This is a genomic window from Rubritalea marina DSM 17716 (genome assembly GCF_000378105.1).
Classification (GTDB): Bacteria; Verrucomicrobiota; Verrucomicrobiia; order Verrucomicrobiales; family Akkermansiaceae; genus Rubritalea; species Rubritalea marina.
Map to the genome: position 1 here is coordinate 69,362 of NZ_KB899252.1, position 15,769 is coordinate 85,130.

The 15,769-nt window shown below is 49.7% G+C and carries 15 protein-coding genes; 9 read left to right on the forward strand and 6 right to left on the reverse strand.

The window, feature by feature from the left end:
- Positions 1–27 precede the first annotated feature (27 nt).
- From F454_RS0106105 to F454_RS0106115, 3 genes are read right to left on the reverse strand one after another with little or no spacing between them, the layout of a single operon-like run.
- The gene (locus tag F454_RS0106105) at positions 28–1,326 is read right to left on the reverse strand and encodes a metal ABC transporter permease (protein WP_156817163.1); all 1,299 of its coding nucleotides are present in this window, start codon (positions 1,324–1,326) and stop codon (positions 28–30) included.
- 17 nt (positions 1,327–1,343) lie between these two features.
- A complete protein-coding gene (locus tag F454_RS0106110; RefSeq protein WP_018969751.1) occupies positions 1,344–2,105 on the reverse strand; it encodes a metal ABC transporter ATP-binding protein in 762 nt (253 codons plus the stop codon).
- Between the two features lie 41 nt (positions 2,106–2,146).
- Entirely contained in the window at positions 2,147–3,100 is a 954-nt protein-coding gene (locus F454_RS0106115) for a metal ABC transporter solute-binding protein, Zn/Mn family (RefSeq protein ID WP_018969752.1), read from the reverse strand.
- 186 nt (positions 3,101–3,286) lie between these two features.
- On the opposite strand from F454_RS0106115, the gene F454_RS0106120 reads away from it, so the two are divergent.
- Together F454_RS0106120 and F454_RS0106125 are read left to right on the forward strand one after the other, a co-directional pair.
- Complete coding sequence (locus F454_RS0106120; RefSeq protein WP_018969753.1) at positions 3,287–4,486, forward strand: bifunctional 3,4-dihydroxy-2-butanone-4-phosphate synthase/GTP cyclohydrolase II; 1,200 nt, start codon at positions 3,287–3,289, stop codon at positions 4,484–4,486.
- A gap of 53 nt (positions 4,487–4,539) precedes the next feature.
- The gene (locus F454_RS0106125) at positions 4,540–5,760 is read left to right on the forward strand and encodes a M28 family peptidase (protein ID WP_026292745.1); all 1,221 of its coding nucleotides are present in this window, start codon (positions 4,540–4,542) and stop codon (positions 5,758–5,760) included.
- Positions 5,761–5,805: 45 nt separating this feature from the next.
- On the opposite strand, the gene F454_RS0106130 is transcribed toward F454_RS0106125, so the two are convergent.
- The 3 genes from F454_RS0106130 to F454_RS0106140 all read right to left on the reverse strand — a co-directional run bounded on the left by F454_RS0106130 (position 5,806) and on the right by F454_RS0106140 (position 8,601).
- On the reverse strand, positions 5,806–6,636 hold the full coding sequence (locus F454_RS0106130; RefSeq protein WP_018969755.1) for a hypothetical protein: 831 nt from the start codon (positions 6,634–6,636) through the stop codon (positions 5,806–5,808).
- Between the two features lie 186 nt (positions 6,637–6,822).
- Complete coding sequence (locus F454_RS0106135) at positions 6,823–7,770, reverse strand: serine hydrolase (protein WP_205618998.1); 948 nt, start codon at positions 7,768–7,770, stop codon at positions 6,823–6,825.
- Positions 7,771–7,878: 108 nt separating this feature from the next.
- Positions 7,879–8,601: a trimeric intracellular cation channel family protein gene (locus tag F454_RS0106140; protein ID WP_083912908.1), complete on the reverse strand. Its 723-nt coding sequence runs from the start codon at positions 8,599–8,601 to the stop codon at positions 7,879–7,881.
- On the opposite strand from F454_RS0106140, the gene queA reads away from it, so the two are divergent.
- From queA to F454_RS0106175, 7 genes are all read left to right on the forward strand, one after another.
- Positions 8,575–9,549, forward strand: coding sequence for a tRNA preQ1(34) S-adenosylmethionine ribosyltransferase-isomerase QueA (queA, locus tag F454_RS0106145; RefSeq protein ID WP_026292747.1), 975 nt, complete (start codon positions 8,575–8,577; stop codon positions 9,547–9,549). The genes F454_RS0106140 and queA overlap by 27 nt on opposite strands.
- 145 nt (positions 9,550–9,694) lie before the next feature.
- Complete coding sequence (locus F454_RS0106150) at positions 9,695–10,768, forward strand: hypothetical protein (protein WP_018969759.1); 1,074 nt, start codon at positions 9,695–9,697, stop codon at positions 10,766–10,768.
- A gap of 173 nt (positions 10,769–10,941) precedes the next feature.
- Positions 10,942–12,162, forward strand: a complete 1,221-nt coding sequence (locus tag F454_RS0106155) for a hypothetical protein (protein ID WP_018969760.1) — start codon at positions 10,942–10,944, stop codon at positions 12,160–12,162.
- 104 nt (positions 12,163–12,266) lie between these two features.
- Positions 12,267–13,307, forward strand: coding sequence for a hypothetical protein (locus tag F454_RS0106160; RefSeq protein ID WP_018969761.1), 1,041 nt, complete (start codon positions 12,267–12,269; stop codon positions 13,305–13,307).
- Positions 13,307–13,957, forward strand: a complete 651-nt coding sequence (locus tag F454_RS0106165) for an ATP-binding cassette domain-containing protein (protein WP_018969762.1) — start codon at positions 13,307–13,309, stop codon at positions 13,955–13,957. Before F454_RS0106160 ends, F454_RS0106165 begins: the two co-directional genes overlap by 1 nt.
- A 28-nt stretch (positions 13,958–13,985) precedes the next feature.
- On the forward strand, positions 13,986–15,041 hold the full coding sequence (locus F454_RS0106170; protein ID WP_018969763.1) for an ABC transporter permease: 1,056 nt from the start codon (positions 13,986–13,988) through the stop codon (positions 15,039–15,041).
- A gap of 17 nt (positions 15,042–15,058) precedes the next feature.
- Positions 15,059–15,724: a phosphoribosylanthranilate isomerase gene (locus tag F454_RS0106175; RefSeq protein ID WP_018969764.1), complete on the forward strand. Its 666-nt coding sequence runs from the start codon at positions 15,059–15,061 to the stop codon at positions 15,722–15,724.
- Positions 15,725–15,769 lie beyond the last annotated feature (45 nt).

Sequence of the window (15,769 nt, forward strand, 5' to 3'; positions counted from 1 at the left end):
GATTAGCTTCTATCAGTTTTTACGAAATTAGCCAAGCCTCGAATTTTCAAAATCCTTCAAAGAGGGAATTGGCATACCATGTGGATCGAACTCCGGAAAGTCCAGGTCACGCTCGAGCCTGCGCACAGCGTCTTCTCCTAAAATGTGCTCTATCTTTTCAGCATCATCGTGAACGTGATCACTCTCGTAGTTCATCAAGTCAGTGAGGTAGAGCTCCCAGAGGCGGTGATTTCTCACGATCATTGCAGCCACACGCCAGCCAGACGGAGTCAGGTAGATCGCAGCTTTATCGCGCTCCCATCGTGCCTGGCCAGCCTGCACCAGTGACTTGGCCTGCTGCAACGCGTCCTCCATGGTGACCTTGCGAATCACAGCCAGCGTTTCGATGCTCACGTTGTGCGCTTGGAAGCCATCAGTTTCGAGCTCTTTATAGATTGCCTTCAGAATATTCTCTCGGCTCACCTTTTTTGTTTGTTGTCTAGAGCGCATCCACTTGGACACCACCCCATGGCGTGGAGCCATAAAGTACACGACCGAGAATCCCGCAGTGGCCGTAAGCGCAATCACGGGGCCCGGAGGCATTGCGCTTACCATACTCGAAAGTAAAGCCCCGACCACACAAGCAAAGATGCCAAGCGCCGCGGAATACACCATCATGCGATGCATCCGATCAGTCAGCAAGTAGGCTGTCGCGGCCGGTGTGATCAACATCGCCGAAACCAACACCACCCCTACCGCCTGCAGTGCCACCACCACCGTGAAAGTCAATAGGGCGAAAAAAATAAAATTCAACACCTTCACCGGGTAGCCAAGGCCTACGGCAAACCCCTCATCAAAGCTGATCACCTGCAATGGCCGCATCAGCAAAAGTACCACAAAAATCACCAGAGCAGTCATCCAGCCCATCAACTGCAAATCCAGCGCACTGATGATCGCAAGGTCACCAAACAAGAAGTCTTTAACTCCACTCTGCTGGTTCGTAGAATTCCACAAAATGCCGATCCCAAAAAACGAAGCAAGCACCACACCCAAAGCGGCATCCGACTTCAGCCGAGTCGTAGCCTGAACAGCACGCACCATCATCACCCCCAACAACCCAGCAAGCATCGCACAAAGAAAAATCAAATAAATGTTGCGCTCCTCACTCCACATAAAGCCAGCCACCACACCCGGAAACACCGCATGCGATAAGGTATCGCCCACCAATGCAACGCGACGCACCACCACATAGCACCCGAGCAAGCCACATGAGAGACCCACCAGAATCGCTGCCAAAATAGCCGACTGGGTCACACTCAACGTAGCGAGTAATTCCAGGTTCATCATCGCAAAGTTACATTTGATTAAAACGAGCTCTTCGCAGCCTTATCGGCCATCTCAGAGAGAATCGTGAGTTTGCCGCCATAGGTCTTCTGGAGAAGCTCAGTAGTGAAAATATCCTTGGTCTTCCCACACGCGACCAAGCGCATGTTCAGCAACATCAACATATCAAAATATTGCTGGGCCGACTGGAGGTCGTGATGCACCACAATGACAGTTTTTCCTTGGGCCCGCATTTCCTGGAGTAACTCGATGATCGCGCGCTCAGTCGCAGCATCCACCCCCACAAACGGCTCATCCATGAAGTACAAATCACTATCCTGCGCCAGAGCTCTAGCCAAAAAGACTCGCTGTTGCTGCCCACCACTCAAGTTACCAATCTGACGATTCGCATACGGCAACATCCCCACTTTATCAAGGGACTCAGACGCGATCATGCGTTCACGCTTGCCCACGCGCCTAAAAAGACCCAACTCGCCATAAGTACCCATCAGCGCGACATCCATCACCGTCACAGGAAAGTCCCAATCCACCGATTCTCTTTGAGGCACATAGCCGACACGGTGACGCATGTCCTTGAGGGGCTTGCCAAATACTTTGACCCAGCCACTAGAACCAGGCACCACTCCCATCACCGCCTTGATGAACGTTGACTTCCCCGCGCCATTCGGCCCGATAATCCCAACGAGGTTTCCCTCGGGAATAGCCAAATCCACCCCATACAATACCGGGCGCTTGTGGTACGTGACCGTGAGGTCGTGCGTCTCTAGTGCTGGAGTCGACATATCTCTATTCTAGCAAATCAGCGTTAAAGATCCATCCGCAATCACTTGAGCCCATCCACCACTGTGTTGATGTTGTGCTTCTGCATCCCAAGGTAGGTACCTCGGTCATAGCGCTCTCCACCATGGTCTACCACATCTCCAGTTTCACCCATTGCATCGGAAAATAATTCTTCATCGCTCAGAGCAACACCTGCCTGCTCAGCCACCGTCTCGATTCCCTTGCGGTTGACGCTAGATTCAGGGAAAATCATCTTCAGCTTGCGCGCTTCGATAAACGCAATCAAATCTTCTACATCCTTCACTCCGGACACATTCTCCGTCGAGATCCCTTGCAGTCCCTTAACCTCAAATTGGTATGCCTTCGCAAAATAAAAGAAAGCATCATGACTAGTAACCAAGACACGCTGCTCTACTGGCACCTCTTCGATACGCTGCATCGACCACGCCTTTAGATCAATCAATTGCTGGCGGTAGTCATCGCCACGGCTTTTAAATTCCTTAGCAAGAGCTGGCGCCTCCTTGCTCAATCCCTCCACCACGACATCAATTGTCTTAGCCCAAAGAGCTGGATCACCCCAAACATGCGGATCCGCATATTCGCCTGACCCTGGTTCCGGCTGGATCAACTCAGACGGATCGATGCTCGCTGTTACAGCATACACATCATCCCCCCTGCTCGCTCTCGCTTCCAAGCCCACCTGCACTTGTCCTTCGAGATTCAAGCCTGAGTAGAATATCACATCCGCAGAATTCATCGCAGCCACATCCTGTGCTGTTTGTTCGTAACTATGCGGATCCACTCCCGACTTCATCATCCCCATCACCTCGACATAGTCGCCACCTACCACTTTCACCATGTCGGTAACCATCGTAGAAGTGGCTAATACATTGATTTTTTCTTCATCTTGCCAGATGGAGACCGGCTTCCCACAGCTTGATAAAATGGCAGCGCTGAGCGCCGCAAGAGGTATGGCGAATCGCTTTACTTGTTTCATAGTCCCACTCCTTAGCGGCTTACAACAATTGGTCAACCCCATCTTTTAGCCTAGGCTAATTTTTTTCACCGAGTCATAGTAAAGCTTTGATCCATGCCAATTCCCTCTTGTGCTCGACCGATCCTCGCTTCTCGAAGAAAATCACTTTCTTTTTAAGGAAACATAACCGAAAGTACGGGACAAACTATGAGCGCACTCACCTTTAGTCCGATACAAGAGATCGTAGATGACATCGCGGCTGGCAAAATAATCATTTGTGCCGACGATCCATCACGAGAAAATGAAGCAGACCTCGTTTGCGCGGCGAGCTTCGCCACTAAAGAGAATGTCGCTTTCATGGCAACTCATGGCCGGGGCTTGATCTGCGCCCCTATCACAGAAGATCAGGCCGAAAAACTTGAGCTCCCGCAAATGAGCCGACGCAATACTGAGGCTCTGAAAACAGCTTTCACAGTGTCCGTAGATGCAGCCCACGGCATCACCACTGGCATCTCAGCCGCGGACCGCTCCATGGCCATGTCCATCCTGGCCGACCCGAATAGCACACCAGACAAGCTCGTAAAGCCTGGTCACATCTTTCCCCTCCAAGCAGTAGAAGGCGGCGTGCTCAGACGTGCCGGCCACACGGAAGCTGCTGTCGATTTTGCGCGTCTCGCAGGCCTCGAGCCCGCGGGCATGATCTGCGAAATCATGAATGCAGACGGAGAAATGGCTCGCGTTGGCGATCTGGGTGAATACCAAAAAGAGCATGGCTTGAAGGCCTGCACTATCGCGCAACTCATTGAATTCCGCCGCAAGTCCGAAAAACTTGTCCACTGCACCGAGGTGATCCAACTTCCCACCGACTGGGGCGACTTCGACTGCCACCTCTACGAAGTGGAAACTGACGACTCCCACCACCTTGCCCTCGTTCGAGGTGAGATTGACTCTAGCAAGCCAGTCACCGTACGCGTCCACTCCGAATGCCTCACGGGCGATGTATTCATGTCACGCCGTTGCGACTGTGGACCTCAGCTTCATGATGCCATGCAGCGCATCTCCAAAGAAGGTGGTGTCCTGCTCTATCTCCGCCAAGAAGGCCGCGGCATTGGCCTCCCAGCAAAACTTCACGCCTACAAACTTCAGGAACAAGGATACGATACGGTGGAAGCCAACGAAAAGCTGGGGTACGGCGCTGACTTGCGCGACTACGGCGTAGGAGCCCAAATCCTCCACGACCTCGGAATACGTCAGATCAGGTTGCTCACCAACAACCCTAAAAAGATGATCAGCCTCAAAGGCTACGGTCTCGAAGTCGTAGAACAACTTCCCATCATTCAAGAGCCAAACCCACACAACGAAAAGTACCTCCAAACCAAGAAGGACCGTATGGATCACCTGCTCTAATAGTAAGCACTTCACCATTCAGCTTCGATCACCCAACGACAAGACACGACCCAATGCCCAGAAAAACCACCAAACAACCGTGGCAAAAGCCAATGCCTGAGAGCCAATTCAAGTTCATGCGCGAAGTGCTAGCAGCTCCGAGCCCCATCGGCATCGAAGCCGCCATGAGCTACGGGGTTCTCAAGCCAGAATTTGAAAAATTCATGCCCAAATCATGGGCCGTGCACCAATTCAAAGGAAATGCCGGCATCGTGGTGGACACCCACCCCGGACGAGATGATCTGCCATCAGTCATGATCATCGGTCATGCTGACAAAATCCGCCTCCAAGTCCGAAAAATTGATAGCGATGGGAAAATCTGGGTAAACACTGATTCCTTCCTACCCTGCACCTTGGTCGGTCATGAAGTGACATTATTCTGCCAGAACCCCGAAAACCCTCACGCATACAAACGCATCGAAGGTGGCACACTCGAAGCCCTCGGTGCCATTCACTTTTCTGAAGCCGCACAGCGAAGTGGCGATAAGGGACTCAAACCAGAAATGATCTACCTCGAACTCCAAATGCACGGCGAGGATCGTAAAGAACGAATTGAAAAATTGGGCATTCGCCCAGGTGACCCGATCATTCTGAACCGCCCTATCAAGCGCGGCTTCTCTGAAGACTCCTACTACGGTGCCTACCTTGACAACGGCCTAGGTTGCTTTGTCGTCACCGAAATTGCCCGAATTTTAGCAAAAAAACCACTCAAAAACTTGCGTGTGCTTTACACCATTGCCACGCATGAAGAAATCGGCCGCTTCGGCGCCACAGCCATTGCTGGCGAATTCAAACCCGACCTACTCATCGGCTCTGATGTAAACCACGACTACGACGCCGCTCCTGGAATCGCCGCCAAACGCATGAACCCACTGGCTATGAGTAAAGGCTTCACCATCACCAAGGGGTCCATCACCAGCGAGTACCTCAATAGCCTGATCGAAGAAGCATGCATCAAAGCTAAGATTCCATACCAAATGGATTTCTCAGGTCGCGACACAGGCACAGACGCCATGGCCGCCGCACTTGCTGGCTTTGACTCCGCCGCCACCTCCATCGGATTCCCAATTCGCAATATGCATACCATCTCGGAGACTGGCCACACCGCCGATGTACTGGCAGCTATTCACGGGATGATTGCCACCTTCCAAGCCATGGATTCCATGAATGGTGGTAAAGGTATCAGCCGCGAAGACCTCAAGAATCAACACCCAAGGTTAGACCAAGCTACCTAGACCAAGCGTCATACAGACGAACCGGGGCCAAGGCCCTAGACGCGCTCACCAAAGCTCTCGAATCGTAATTCGAAGGGCTTTTTTCTTGGGTTTCACCTCAGGTTCAGGCCTAAAACTCCCCACCAAAGCTGCGGTCATGGCTTGCTGGGCCTGGACAATTTGTTCCTGATTTTCAGCAAGCTCACGCGCCTGTGCTTCTTCCTCCTTCTGAGCCAGCTTAGTATTGCTCTCTATCATCCTCTTGTGTGCCGATAAAATCGTTTCACTACGCCATTCTGTAACCCGCCCACCTCGATAGACAATCCAGCGGAACCTGCTTCTACTCCCACTGTTGAATGGAGAATATGCCACCACTCGAAATCGACTACTCCCTCGGATCTCCGAAGGACCTGCTCCCACATAAACCCATGGCGCTTCCTCTCCTGTCTGAGGGTCCACGCACATTCTCACATCACCTAACTTCACAAACTCAGCCAGATCCTTTGGGTCGCGCCCATGAGCTCTCACAAAATAAGTAAATTGCTTTCCAAGCTCTGCTAATCGCTCCCGTGATTCCTCCTCTCGCTGGTTCAAGTACTTCTTGAGATAGAAATACATCAGCTTTTCCACAACATGATGCTCATCAAATCGCAGCTTCTGCTCCTTCGCGATGCGCAACAAATACTCCGCTTGAGGAATCTTGATCTGCGCTTGTTCAAACTCTTGCACCAATTGCTGCCAACCGATCTCTTCATAATCGATCTTCCGACGACGCTTGTCCCTCATCCAACTGCGAGGCACGTCCTCCACCCCCAGCCTCCTAAATTCCTTCACTAGCTCAGCTCGGATCTCAGAGCTTCGCTTCAAGCCCTGCAGATCTGGGTAAGATCGTACCATTTCCCCAGCTAATTTATCCAAAGTCTTATCAAAACAATATTCCTGTGCGAACACACTCGTCCAACTACCGATGGACAAGCACACTAGTATGATCAATCGAGTCACAAAGCAAGACTAGCACGTCAGCCTCTCCGAATGCCAGTAGATCAGAATCCTCTGCTTGTGGAGGATTGAAGTATAGCCTCACTAGCGTGGTACCTTTATGAAGCCTCGCCTATCTGGATAGGCTAAGTAACCTGCTTGGCGCCACCTTTCATAAGCACTCCACCCTTGCGAGATCAGCTGCTTACTTGACCCCATCGAGCTTGGAGAACCCAAAACCACACTGATCAATTGCACCGGCGTCACCTCCTCAGTACCAGACGCAGATTTGATACGATAAGGCAAACGGTCTGAAACAATCGCTGCATGCTGGCCGCCGCCATATGACATGCGCAATCCGATGATCTTCTGAGCCCCGCCTAGCATCACGTTAGCATTGGTGACGATGTAGCTCTGGTTTACCCCAGATGCCTTATGCACCGTGACCGTGCGTGACTTTTGCTTCGCGTAGAACCTGTACCCTGTGTCATCCACCAGCTTAATCGATAGCCTAGCCATATCAGATGCGCTTGCCATATTTGAGGATTTCCCCAGCATCCGGTCGTCTGGGGAGACAAATTTCGTGCGACTCATTCCCAGAGCTTTGGCCAGTTGATTCATCTCAAACACAAAGGCGCCCAAGGGATCGCCGGCCTGACCACGACGTCGCAATAAATCCGACCCAACGTGGTAGGCCAGTGTGCGGCTCGCCACTGCATCGTCACTCAAAATACATGCATACAATAGATCGCGAAGCTTCAAACGGTCTCCCGCCGCCAACTTAAGCGGATTGCTCCCTCCCTGCATCACCGCGGCGGCTGGCACAGGAATCATCGATGTAGAACTAACATTCGAAACCTTTCTCCAGTCTAAGGCCACCTTCGCCGTTGCCATTTGCACCATCCCCCCAACCGGTCGTTTGTATTCACTCCCGGAGGCTAACAGCACCTTCTTCGAATGCTTTTCTAGCACAATATAACTTTGCTGCGCCATCAGAGACGAAGCACCAATGACCATTAAAACACTGTAGATTAATCCTAGAACACCTCGCATCACATCTGTCACTACTTTGTGGCCAACATTGACCATCTATCAATAGACTACGAAACTCTAGTTGCGAGCTTTCAAAAATCAACACCGAATCCTATCTCCACGCGAAGATCACTCTCTCGCATTCAGCGCATAACGGATAGCGAGCAATCGCACAGCCGCTGCCACTAATGCCGAAATCACCACGGAAACACTAGACCCCACCCCTAAGGAGTCGAGATACAGCATCAAGCCAGCTCCCAGTAGCGCAGCCGTAGCGTAAATCTCCTTACGAAAGATCAACGGCACCTCATTGCGAATAATGTCGCGTATCACCCCCCCAAAGGTGGCTGTCATCATGCCCATACCCATGCATGCCCACCACGCCAATCCATGCTCACTAGCAGCTCGAGCCCCCACACAGGCAAAGAGACCAATCCCCAGGGCGTCCACCACACTCACCAATCGATGGTAGCGATGCCACCATCGATCAAACAATACCGCTGTAGGCACCGATAATACCGCCACAATCACATAATCAGGCGTGGTGAATATCACCGGAGGCACATCACCCAAAAGCACCGAGCGCAAAACTCCGCCCCCCGTCCCTGTCACCAAAGCCATCACAAACAAACCTAGATAGTCCATTTTTAACTGACGACCCGCCAAGGCGCCTGACACACAAAAAATAAATGTCCCTAATATGTCCCACCAATAAAACATCTCTGCGCGCAGTCTAGCACACATCACAAAACTTGCCACTGGACTCTCACCTTCTCGCCCCCATTGCCATTGACCAATGACTAATGAACAGTGTACCACATGCCCATGCGCACCGATGACTTCGACTTTCACTTACCTGAAGAACTGATCGCAGACCGCCCACTCGAGCACCGAAGTGGCTCGCGCATGCTGGTCATCAACCGCGCCACAAGCAGCATCCACCACCGAATGTTCTCTGACATTCAAGAGTACTTTGAGGATGACGACCTGCTCGTCCTCAATGACACCAAAGTCATTCCAGCACGCGTATTCTCAAACGATGGCGCAATCGAACTAGTCGTCACCAATCGCCCCGAACCCACCCTCTGGGACTGCTTGGTCAGACCTGGTAAAAAAATGAAAGTGGGCCGCACGGTCAACGTCGGTGAAGCAACCGGCACCGTCACGAGCATCCTAGAAAATGGCAACCGCCTCATCCGCTGGGACCGCGAAATCGACATCCACGAGCACGGTTCGCTCGCTCTTCCTCACTACATGAACCGAGATAGCGACTCTGCTGACCTCGATCGTTACCAAACTGTCTTTGCCCAAGAAGAAGGTGCCATTGCAGCGCCCACTGCCGGCCTGCACTTCACGCCAGAAATCCTAAAATGCCTCCCCCATACCTTCCTCACACTACACGTGGGGATTGGCACCTTCCGCCCCGTCAAGGCCGAGAATATCGAAGACCACGACATGCACTCCGAGCAGTACGCTCTCTCAAAAGAATCCGCCAATATCATCAATTCCGCCAAACGCGTCACGGCTGTTGGCACCACCTGCACCCGCGTCCTTGAAAGCCTCACCCGCGAAACCAAAGAACTCACACAAACCCATGGAGCAACCGACATCTTCATCTACCCCGGGTTCCAGTTCAACCGAGTCGATCGCCTCCTCACCAATTTCCATCTCCCAAAAAGCACTCTCATCATGCTCGTCTCAGCCTTCGCAGGCAAAGAGCTCACACTCCAAGCCTACGAAGAGGCCGTCAGAGAAAAATACCGCTTCTACAGCTATGGCGATTGCATGCTCATCTTATGACCCTTCAAGTTCCTCCCCCTCCTAACAAAAACATGAACCAAGCCTTTAACTAACGGGAATTTCACATTGACATGAAATAACTCGAAACCTTAACTACATAAGCCTTCATAAAGCCGTTCATTCTACACATACCAATCTCACTCTCATGAATACCTACGCAAAACTCAAACCACTTGGCAAACTAGCCGCAGTAACAGCCACAACCCTAGCAGTAACCTCACTCACCAACTGTGGTGGTGGCGGAGCTGCCACTGACAACACAATCGTTCGCCCTCGAACACTTGAACAATTAGTGATCACCTATGACAACATTGTCACTTATGAGTTCATTCGCAGCTCTGCTTCTGGAAAGGCGTACAATGACGGCGATATTGAAACGGGCTCAGTGCTCTACACAAGAATTGCAGCGGAACAAACACACCAAACAGCATCAAACATTGACCTTGATGTCTCATATCCAACCTCAATCAATGGAGCCACTTATACATATCAAGCCATTAATGATACATCTGGACAAATTCAGATCACCTTCACGGGGGCAGAGTATTCCGGTTTGGGACTTGTAGATACTTCAGGAAATACACCTAATGGCCGTTCATTCACCAGATCTCATACCGTAAACTTTGGCAATGGCAGCACTACACTGCAAAACTCCTCATCCAATTTCACATCAGACTTCGCACCATACGGATTCTTTTCAGGTGGTATATTTGTTGCCAGTACGAACCTAGACTACGATCCATCTGATGCCAGCGCAGTATCAAGAACCATCATAGCAAATATGGAAACTAGAACTGACTCAGGCAACATCCCCACTGCTGGATATGATTTAGATCCAGATTTCGTCAACCGCGTAAGTAAAGTGTCTCCATCGTCACTCAATGGCTATACCTTCAATTTCGAAGACGGTTCAGACCCCACCGACAACTTTAGTTTAGACTTCACGAAAAGCGCAGGTCTACCAGGCAGCTTTGATGAAATCGGCACTGCTGTGTTCAAGGATGACACCTCCACAATCACCGTTGGCTCAGCGAACTACACATACACTCGAATTGGCGGCTCCGACAGTGCACAAATTGTCATCTCAGGTGGTACCGAGCAAGATGGCACCATTGTGGTAGAATTCCAAAGTGCTGACACCGTCGACCAAAATATATCAGGTACGTACACCACAGCTAATGGTAATTCCGGGACATTTACTGCTCCTTCGCAGATATAATAAGCAATACCAACCCTATTTAGCTCAATACACGCACGATCATGGTGATAGTGCGTGTATTTTGATTTTAGAATAAATCTCTGGGACCATTGAATAAGAGAGCGCTCAGTACTTCGTTGGCTATTTACTCATTCTCGCTGTTGCTGTGTCAATGTGGAGTGAACCAACGAGTAATGCGTAGCATCGACGATCATCAAATCCAGCAAAGTTTAGTAATTTCGAACCTCACCAAATCGATTACAAATGCTCCTATCCAAAAAATTAAATGGAATGACGCCATTAATAGAATCGAAAGTCACAACCTAGAGTACTTAAAGTCTAAGGACCAAGTTGAACACACCCTCAAATCTCAAAACCGTACATGGTGGACACTAGCGCCAGAGATATTTACATTTGTAAACATCTCTAAATCTTTGACAGAAATATCAGACTTAACCACCGATGATATTTCTTTTTCCATAGTTGGCAACATCACGATCCCAAACCCATTCCAATTTTACGCACAACTATATGCAGATAAATTGAGCATGATCGCTGCGGAATGGGGACAAGAGGTCACTCGAAGAGATTTTCATGTCAGGCTCTATAGTTTATATATAGAACAGCAAAAGCTGAATACCGATGAAAAGGAATTCAATAGACTACTCAAACAAGTCAACCAAAGCGTCCACGACAACTTTTCAGATAGATCTAATCAACTTAAAAGGAAGCAACTAGAACTTACTACACGAAAAGAACAATTTAGAGTTAGATTAAACAACCTCTTTACTACGCCCGGCGGAAACTGGAAATTAGTAGGCCCCACCCCAAATATCTCTTATGCTCGTAAAGTTCACAATCTATCTTTAAATACTGGCTACGGGAAATTGGGAATGATGCTCCAGACCTTACAAATCGAAAGCAATGTTCTAGCTTTATGGAATGTAAAAGTCAGTCGTTGGCCGCAATTAAGCATAGGCCTATCCAACCCTCCTCTGGTTAATTCAAGTAGTGGTCTTGATGAAAGCTTTGACCCCCAACAAACAAAACTTTTTTCTGGTGCTACTCATGGCATCAAACTCAACGATCCACTTTCCACCGAGAGATTAAAAAAAGCAGAGGTCCGTGCAGCATATATTCGCAAAGAACTTATGCTAAAAGCTGAGACAGACGCCTCCCGGTTATACCTTATCAAGAAAAGGTATAAATACTTGATCGAGGAGGAAAAAATTCTGAGAGCAAAATATCAAAACCTCGAACGTAATTTACACAAAACCTCTTCAGCGAACTTAGTAAATACTTACCTCAAACAACAATCCGATTTAAAGCAGAGTCTAAAAAACAACTCACTCCAACAAACCCAATTCGATCTCCAACTCTGGGTTTGGGATGAAGCCTACTGGAAAAAGTACTAGCCTAAACAATGCATAAATCATTCACAATCTCGTTGCTCTGCATGTTATTGGCTTTACCTTGCCTTGCGAGCCCCCCCTTACCTGCTGATTATACCCAATTGGGCATGGCTCCCAAGCTATGGGTCGCTGCTGAGAGAGTCACGATCGAAGCAAATAACGAGACCATTTACCGCTCTCCTTCTGCGGCTAGATTGCAAATTAATAAGGGATTTAGCGAAAGCCTCGTCAAACATCAGCATTGGGCCACCTACAACCCCACCGTGCTTGATAATCAAGCGAGAAACTTATCCTTGCTGCGAGAAAAGTCAGCTCTCGAAATCGACAACCTTCAGGACGACAACATCGAAGAGCTACTGAAGATTGAGAAAGGTCTCAACCTGCTGATTTCAAAAATCTCCGAACTCGAATTGGCATTGCTCACTGAAGACCTAAACAAGAAGACTAAAGATCGGATTCGAAAGGCTATTGGTGAACTCCAACAACAACAAGAAAGACTCCGAAATAAGGTAGACACCGAACAGTACCTTCTGAAAAACAAGCTTAAGAAGAAAGAAATTGAACTGAAATTAGCCCAAGCCATTCGCTCCCACGAAAGTAAAGAGCATCAGTCAAAACTCATTGCACAACATGCCGGAGAGCTGACCTTTTTTTTAGCCCCTGATAAAATCGAAAAGCTCAAAAAGGGGGAATCCATCTGGCTACCAGATAATCAATTATTTGCGAAACTTCGTGACACAGAATCGATCCACGCAGATTTAATCATCAACAACTCATCGCTATTTGCTTACGACAAAGAAAAGCTCTCCCTATTGATCCACCTAGGCTCAGTAGGGAGATTACTAACAGCCAATTACTCCCACGAAAAACTAGCGACTGCTAGATCCCAGGGAAAAAGAACTTGGTGCTTCGCGGTCGACCAAAATGAACTCACCTATGCAAAAAATGCCATAGGCACACAATCTGTAGCCAACATCTTCGTGGAGCTCGACGAGCCAGCTCACATCATTCTGAAGAATGAAATTGCGACACTTCATCCAGAAACCCTCAAAAAGGACGGATGGCGAGGCGTCATCAAGAAAATCTGGCCTGATGCGCAGGTTGTTATGATTGGACCACAAGCAATCGCTCTCAAGGCAAACAACTGATGCAAGTTTCTGTAAACAACCTAAGCTACAGATACCCTCACGCAGCGGCTCCAGTATTCGACGGCTTCGATTTTAATGCTGATGCAGGCATCACCTTAATTAAGGGGTTTTCAGGGTGCGGCAAAAGCACGCTTTTGAGAATCATCGCTTCTCTCATCCCAGTACCAAAAGGTACGGTAGTGACGACATCGCCGCACGGCTTTGGTTCCTCCACCTTCCTGCGTGAGGAGGTCGGCTTTGTATTTCAACAGCTCAACCTGCTCCCTCTAGCAAGCGTTCGCAGAAATATATTACTGGCTCTAGAGCTAGCAAATAAACCCAGCGCGCTCGCTGACGAATGGATTCAGGCACTTGGCCTTGAGAAGCTGCAGCATAAGAAACCGACCAAACTCTCTGGCGGCCAGCAACAACGTGCCGCCATTGCCAGAGCCTTAGCCAAACAACCCTCTATCTTACTCCTCGATGAACCTACCTCTGGCCTGGACCACCTCAACACACAAATCATCACTCAAGCACTGACCAACAAGTTACCAAAATCCACTGTTTGCCTGATCGCCACTCACGACAACCGCCTCGACCCAATCGCTGATGAAATCCTTGATTTTAATTCCTTCTTACCTGTGGAAGAACACCTTCAGGAGATGGTTTGAGAACCCGACGTCGCCACTAAGTAAAATCTTGGTCACCTCCATATTGAGCCTACTCGCTCTATTGGTTTTGGTCTTCTTTGCTGAGTCTAAGTACCAGCTTCAGAAAAAACTTTCTGAGACAAACTCACTGCGTATTTATCTAGCAGATAGAATCTTACCATCCGAAGCTACCACTCAACTCATTAAGAGCCGCAGTGAAGAAGAAATGTGGCACAGAGAATTCCCTACCGCCCGTCTCAGCTACTTCAGGCAGACCTTCCAATTTGTGCAATGGAAAGACAACCGTGCGGTGCCCGTCATCGCATATTCATCCAAATACCCAAGCCTAAGCATACATGACGCAGGTGAAGCTCCCAATATTTGGTTACTTAGCACCTCCCCACAACATTGCTCACCGATCGAGGAAATCACCAGCGATCGCACCACGCTCTATGCAAAACCGATTGCCATGGACGACGACATGCAACTGGCTCTAGGCACTTCGTCGGCGATCGCTATACCCGAAGAAATGGCTATCCCCTTCTTCACGGCTGGATTTTACACCCACATCATTGCCTCCTTCGGAGACATTGACACTGCCACGCGCTTCGAGGCAGCCACCTCAGCCTACTACGCAGCCGAGCGCCGGAGCCCGCGCAAGTTCAACTCCCTCGGCATCATTGCGGAGGTGGAAAAGCTGAACCAACTACAAACCCAAATCCGTATTGGCATCGTTCTGACCTGCGGTCTGATTTCCGCACTCATTATCGGAGCCATAGCTTGGCTTGAATTCCGCCAAGAATCATACCTACTTGCTCTTCTCCGAAGCTTCGGCACCCCACGTTTCATTCTTTTGATCCACGGCCTCTGCGAGAACGCAGTCCTCACCGGGCTTGGTATTTTTATCGCCTTCAAGTCCTGGCCATTGATCTACAACATTTTGATTGGCTCAGTCAATGGCCTCCAGCTCCGTGCTGCTGAATTCCTCACGCTACCACAGCTTGACATGGCCATCATCATCGCAGCTTCGGCAGTGGGGGTCCTACTTGCCATGATCCCCGTAGCCGTTGGACTACGTAAGCCCGCTGGACTCATCCTTCAATAAGTGCTATCGCTGCCCACATGAGCTCATTCTTTGCCCCATCCAACACCTCGTTAAAAGTCTGCGGTATCACACGCGAAGAAGATGCACGTGGACTTGTCGAACATGGAGTCGAAGCGCTAGGGGTGAATTTCTGGCCTCAATCCAAGCGCTATATCAGCCCCACAAAAGCCCATTCCATTCTCAAGCCATTAGCTGACCAAATCCTGCGCGTTGGTGTCTTCGTCAACGCCGACCCCAGCGAGGTGCTCGACCTACTCAACAATAACACGATCGACGTCGCACAATTTCATGGCGACGAGTCGATCGAATATTGCCAAGCATTCAAATCACATGGTTATCCATTCATTCGAGCGATTGGCGTCAAGAACTCCGATTCCCTCACAAATATTTCAGAGTTTGGAGCTGACGCGATCTTACTAGACGCGCATGCGCCCGGGGTCTACGGCGGCACCGGTGAGGCATTTGATTGGACTCTTGCCAGAAAGCTTATCGACAGCAACCCGCAACTCCCCATCCTCCTGGCTGGCGGCATCACGGCAGAAAACGCAGAACTAGCAACCCGTCAAGTGCGCCCAGCAGCCTTGGATCTAGCATCTGGTTCCGAGTCCGCTCCCGGAGTCAAGGACTTCGATAAAATTCTAGCAATTCAGCGAGGAATCGACCGCGCTCAATCCCAGAGCTGAGCTACCAACGAAGCACTAAAAATAATATGCTAACTCCAAGAGCTC

Excerpts from the sequence above, each read along its gene's own strand:
- F454_RS0106115 (WP_018969752.1), bottom strand. The coding sequence starts at position 3,100 with ATGAAACAAGTAAAGCGATTCGCCATACCTCTTGCGGCGCTCAGCGCT.
- F454_RS0106120 (WP_018969753.1), top strand. The coding sequence starts at position 3,287 with ATGAGCGCACTCACCTTTAGTCCGATACAAGAGATCGTAGATGACATC.
- F454_RS0106105 (WP_156817163.1), bottom strand. The coding sequence starts at position 1,326 with ATGATGAACCTGGAATTACTCGCTACGTTGAGTGTGACCCAGTCGGCT.
- F454_RS0106165 (WP_018969762.1), top strand. The coding sequence starts at position 13,307 with ATGCAAGTTTCTGTAAACAACCTAAGCTACAGATACCCTCACGCAGCG.
- F454_RS0106175 (WP_018969764.1), top strand. The coding sequence starts at position 15,059 with ATGAGCTCATTCTTTGCCCCATCCAACACCTCGTTAAAAGTCTGCGGT.
- F454_RS0106150 (WP_018969759.1), top strand. The coding sequence starts at position 9,695 with ATGAATACCTACGCAAAACTCAAACCACTTGGCAAACTAGCCGCAGTA.
- F454_RS0106130 (WP_018969755.1), bottom strand. The coding sequence starts at position 6,636 with ATGGTACGATCTTACCCAGATCTGCAGGGCTTGAAGCGAAGCTCTGAG.
- F454_RS0106155 (WP_018969760.1), top strand. The coding sequence starts at position 10,942 with ATGCGTAGCATCGACGATCATCAAATCCAGCAAAGTTTAGTAATTTCG.
- queA (WP_026292747.1), top strand. The coding sequence starts at position 8,575 with ATGCGCACCGATGACTTCGACTTTCACTTACCTGAAGAACTGATCGCA.
- F454_RS0106125 (WP_026292745.1), top strand. The coding sequence starts at position 4,540 with ATGCCCAGAAAAACCACCAAACAACCGTGGCAAAAGCCAATGCCTGAG.
- F454_RS0106160 (WP_018969761.1), top strand. The coding sequence starts at position 12,267 with ATGGCTCCCAAGCTATGGGTCGCTGCTGAGAGAGTCACGATCGAAGCA.
- F454_RS0106110 (WP_018969751.1), bottom strand. The coding sequence starts at position 2,105 with ATGTCGACTCCAGCACTAGAGACGCACGACCTCACGGTCACGTACCAC.
- F454_RS0106135 (WP_205618998.1), bottom strand. The coding sequence starts at position 7,770 with ATGCGAGGTGTTCTAGGATTAATCTACAGTGTTTTAATGGTCATTGGT.